The 3760-nt window shown below is 68.2% G+C and carries 5 protein-coding genes; all 5 read left to right on the top strand.

The window, feature by feature from the left end; all coding sequences use genetic code 11:
• A partial coding sequence (locus tag HUU95_RS10690; RefSeq protein ID WP_174280097.1) for a hypothetical protein occupies positions 1-216 on the top strand: 216 nt, incomplete at its 5' end.
• A gap of 32 nt (positions 217-248) precedes the next feature.
• On the top strand, positions 249-731 hold the full coding sequence (gene smpB, locus HUU95_RS10685; RefSeq protein ID WP_174280099.1) for an SsrA-binding protein SmpB: 483 nt from the start codon (positions 249-251) through the stop codon (positions 729-731).
• 91 nt (positions 732-822) lie between these two features.
• Positions 823-1281: a DUF2062 domain-containing protein gene (locus HUU95_RS10680; protein WP_254602744.1), complete on the top strand. Its 459-nt coding sequence runs from the start codon at positions 823-825 to the stop codon at positions 1279-1281.
• Positions 1282-1340: 59 nt separating this feature from the next.
• Positions 1341-3383, top strand: a complete 2043-nt coding sequence (locus HUU95_RS10675) for a M13 family metallopeptidase (RefSeq protein ID WP_174280096.1) — start codon at positions 1341-1343, stop codon at positions 3381-3383.
• Between the two features lie 192 nt (positions 3384-3575).
• A partial coding sequence (locus HUU95_RS10670) for a hypothetical protein (RefSeq protein WP_217429818.1) occupies positions 3576-3760 on the top strand: 185 nt, incomplete at its 3' end.

Here is a 3760-nt window from a genome sequence, read left to right as displayed (position 1 = left end):
GGGCGCGCTGGTCGCGAAGTACGACCGCTGAGCCATGCGCCCCGACCAACGCGCGCCGAGGGCGCCCCGGCCGGTCCGGCGCTGCCCAGGGCGGAGATCGGGCTGGGCGGCGGCAAGCTGGCGGCGGAAGCGGAGGCGGCGGGCCTGCCCGGCGGCATCCCGGTCAACCGCCTGATGCTGCGCTGGAGGATTCCGCTGGGGCGCAAGCCGAAGTAGCGTTCACCCGCGCGACCATCTACATCGTGGCGATGGCCCGTCCGAAACCGCCCGTGTTCGACAAGAAGAAGATCGTGGCGGAGAACCGGCGGGCGCGGTTCGAATATTCGATCGAGACGGTGTACGAGGCGGGGCTGGCGCTGACCGGGACGGAGGTGAAGTCGCTGCGCTTTGGCGAAGGCTCGATCGCCGAGTCCTATGCGGACATCCAGAACGGCGGCGTGTGGCTGATCAACGCCAACATCCCCGAGTTCACGCACGGCAACCGCCACAATCACGAGCCCAAGCGGCCCCGCAAGCTGCTGCTGCACGAGCGCGAGGTCAACAAGCTGCACGGCGCGGTGGCGCGTGAGGGCATGACGCTGGTGCCGCTCACCGTCTACTTCAACGCGCGCGGGCGGGCGAAGGTGGAACTGGCGCTCGCCAAGGGCCGCAAGGCGCACGACAAGCGCGAGCATATCAAGGAGCGCGAGTGGAAGAAGGAAGCGGGGAGGCTGTTGCGTGACCGGGGCTGAGGCGAGGCCGGCCTCGCGCGGGCTGATGGGCTGGCTGAAAGGTCACGTCCCCACGCGCGAGTCGATCGAACGCAACCGCTGGCTCCGACCCGTGTCCCGACACGTGCTGAAGCCCAGCCTGTGGCGGTTCAACCGGCGCTCGGTGCCGCGCGGCGCGGCGGTGGGCGCGGTGTGCACCGTGCTGTTCCCGGGCGGACACATGCCCGCGGCGGCGCTCCTGTCCGTTCCGGCGCGCGCCAACGTGCCGCTGGCGGTCGCGATCACGCTGCCCGGCACCGCGGTCTTCCTCGCGCTCGTGCCGCTGGCGAAGATGCTGGGCATCTGGGTGCTCAGAATCGATCGCGAAGTGCCGGGCGCGCCGATCGCCACCAACGTCCATGCTCATCACGGCCTGCTCGGCTGGCTGGCGCATTTCGGCCTCGCGACGATCGTCGGGCTGTTGCTGCTGGCCCCGATCCTTGGCGTTGCAGGATATATTGTTGCATCGTTGCTGTGGCGGCTTCGCACGGTGAGGAAATGGCGCAACCGTCCGAAGCAAAAGCATAATTGACCGGCCGTCGCAGCAGGTTACAACGCGCGCAGGGTCCAACCCCTTTACAGGATTACTCGATGCGCCAGCCGGTTCTCGCCGCTCTTCTGTTCGCCTCCGCTTCCACACTCGCCGTCGCGCAGACCGCGCCCGCGCCGACCGCCGCCGCCGCCCCTTCCACCAAGCCGCAATATGGCGATTTCGGCATCGATCTCGCCGGCCGCGACGCGAGCGTGGCGCCGGGCGACGACTTCTACGATTACGCCAGCGGCACATGGGCCAAGGGCGTGGACATCCCCGCCGACAAGACCGCGTTCGGCATGTTCAACGTGCTCGACGATCTGTCGCGCGAGCGCACCAAGGCCATCCTTGAGGCCGCCGCGCAGCGGCCGGGCGACAAGATCGGCGACTTCTACACCAGCTTCAACGACGTCGCGACGGTGGAGGCCAAGGGCCTCGCGCCGGTCAAGCCGTGGCTGGACCGTATCGCGGCCGCCAGGACCAAGGGCCAGCTGGTCGCGACCATGGCCTATCTGTCGCGCTATGGCGTGCCGAACATCATCGGCGTCGGCGTGGGCGTCGACGACAAGGATCCCAACAGCTACGCCGTCGGCATCAACCAGGGCGGCCTCGGCCTGCCCGACCGCGACTATTACCTGAAGGATGATCCCCAGCTCGCCACCGTGCGCACCGCCTATCAGGCGTATCTGGCGCGGATGCTGACGCTCGCCGGCGAGACCGGTGCCGACGCGCGCGCGGCGGCGGTGTACGGGCTGGAGAAGCAGATCGCGCAGGTCCACTGGACGCGGATCGAGAGCCGCGACGCGGACAAGACCTATAATCAGTGGACGGCGGTCGACTTCACGATAAAGGCGCCGGGCTTTCCCTGGGCCGATTACGCCAACCAGCTCGGGATGGGCAACCAGCGCTTCTACCTGGTGTCGCAGCCGAGCGCGATCACGGGCGAGGCGACCGTGTTCGCCAATGCGCCGCTGCCGGTGCTGCAGGATCTGCTGCGGCTGCGCGTGCTGCGCTCCTACGCCGCCTATCTGCCCAAGCGGTTCGACGACGCGAACTTCGCCTTCTATGGCACCGCGCTGTCGGGCGTGCCGGAGCAGCAGGTGCGCTGGAAGCGATCGGTCGGCGTCGTCTCGGGCAGCATGGGCGAGGCGATCGGTCAGCAATATGTCGACAAATATTTCCCGCCGGAGTCGAAGTCGGCCGCCGACCAGCTGGTCAAGAACATCATCGCCGCCATGGGCGCGCGGATCGACAAGCTGGAGTGGATGGCACCCGAGACCAAGGTCAAGGCGCATGCCAAGCTCGCCGCCTTCACGCCCAAGATCGGCTATCCCGACAAGTTCCGCGACTATTCGGCGCTCCAGATCACGCGCGACGACCTGGTCGGCAACGTCGCGCGCGCCGACGAGTTCGAGTTCAACCGCGAGCTGCACAAGCTGGGCACGCCGATGGACCGGTCCGAATGGGGAATGACCCCGATGACGATCAACGCCTATGCTAATCCGACCTGGAACGAGATCGTGTTCCCGGCCGCGATCCTGCAGCCGCCGTTCTTCGACGCCAAGGCGGACCCGGCCGTCAACTACGGCGCGATCGGCGCGGTGATCGGCCACGAGCTGTCCCACCATTTCGATGACCAGGGTCGCAAATACGATCCCACCGGCAAGCTCGCGGACTGGTGGACGCCGACCGACGTGGCGCGGTTCAAGACCTTCACGGACAAGCTGGTCGCGCAATATGACAGCTATGAGCCGATCCCGGGTCAGCACATCCAGGGCGGGTTGACGCTGGGTGAGAACATCGCCGATCTGGCGGGATTGACGGTCTCGCTCGACGCCTACCACCGCTCGCTCAATGGCAAGCGGGCGCCGGTGATCAACGGACTGACCGGCGACCAGCGCTTCTACCTCGGCTGGGCGCAGGTGTGGCGGATCAAGGAGCGCGAGGCGGCGCTGCGCTCGCAGCTGCTCTCCGATCCGCATTCGCCGGATCACGAGCGCGTGCTGACCGTGCGCAACCTCGATCCCTGGTATGCCGCGTTCAACGTCAAGCCGGGCGCGAAGATGTACCTGACCCCCGAGCAGCGCGTGCGGATCTGGTGATCCGCGCGGCGCGGGTGGGGATAGTCAAGCGACGTCCCACCCGCGCCGGCGCCGCCGGCGGGCGCGGCCGCGAGCCCGTTCGACGACGCGGCTCCTGCTGCGATCCCTCCCGGTGAACGCAGGGAAGGATCAGGTGGCGGCTTGACGCCAGGGCCACGCGCCGCTGACAACGCCCGGATGGCCACCGCTCCCTTGTCCACCGAATTTCTGTCGACCGCCACACCCGCCCGCGCCGCCGCGCTGATCGCCGGCGCCGCCGGTCTGCTCGCCGGCCTCGTCATCCTGTGGCTGGTGCACAGCCCCGCACTCGCCGCCGGTTTCCTGGCGGCCGCGTTCGTCGCTGCCCTCGTGTTCGCGCTGACCTCGCGGTCGCCACT

Source organism: Sphingomonas bacterium (assembly GCF_903643065.1).
In the GTDB taxonomy this organism is placed as follows: domain Bacteria; phylum Pseudomonadota; class Alphaproteobacteria; order Sphingomonadales; family Sphingomonadaceae; genus Sphingomonas.
Note: the sequence above shows the minus strand (reverse complement) of the source record. Positions and strands in the feature narration are given on the sequence as shown.

Coding starts and splice junctions, on each gene's coding strand:
- smpB (WP_174280099.1), top strand. CDS start 249: ATGGCCCGTCCGAAACCGCCCGTGTTCGACAAGAAGAAGATCGTGGCG.
- HUU95_RS10675 (WP_174280096.1), top strand. CDS start 1,341: ATGCGCCAGCCGGTTCTCGCCGCTCTTCTGTTCGCCTCCGCTTCCACA.